Raw genomic sequence first — 288 nt, forward strand, 5'->3', positions numbered from 1 at the left:
TTCGAATTGAGTTTCGGAATATACATTCTCCTAACTGGAACAGGACGATAGCTTTTGCTCTTAAGTCTACTTACTAAATCCTCTATATTTTCTTCAAGATTGCCACTGTATTGCTCTTTCGTTGTGCCATTTATCCCAGTTGCTTTCTTATTTGGTAATTCAATGTGACATTGAACTAGTGATTGCTTATCTAGTAAATGTGCAAGAGATGTAAATTGCATTTCAGGATCAGATTTTGCTAATTCTGCTATCCTTAGTAGTTTTGTTTCCATTTGTTATACCTACCTC

Annotated in this window: 1 pseudogene; it reads right to left on the minus strand. The window is 34.7% G+C overall.

The features are described from left to right. A pseudogene (locus CN946_RS20745) lies at positions 1–272 on the minus strand (group II intron reverse transcriptase/maturase); the annotation flags it as partial. Positions 273–288: the final 16 nt, after the last annotated feature.

This window comes from Bacillus sp. AFS053548, assembly GCF_002575105.1.
Classification (GTDB): Bacteria; Bacillota; Bacilli; order Bacillales; family Bacillaceae_G; genus Gottfriedia.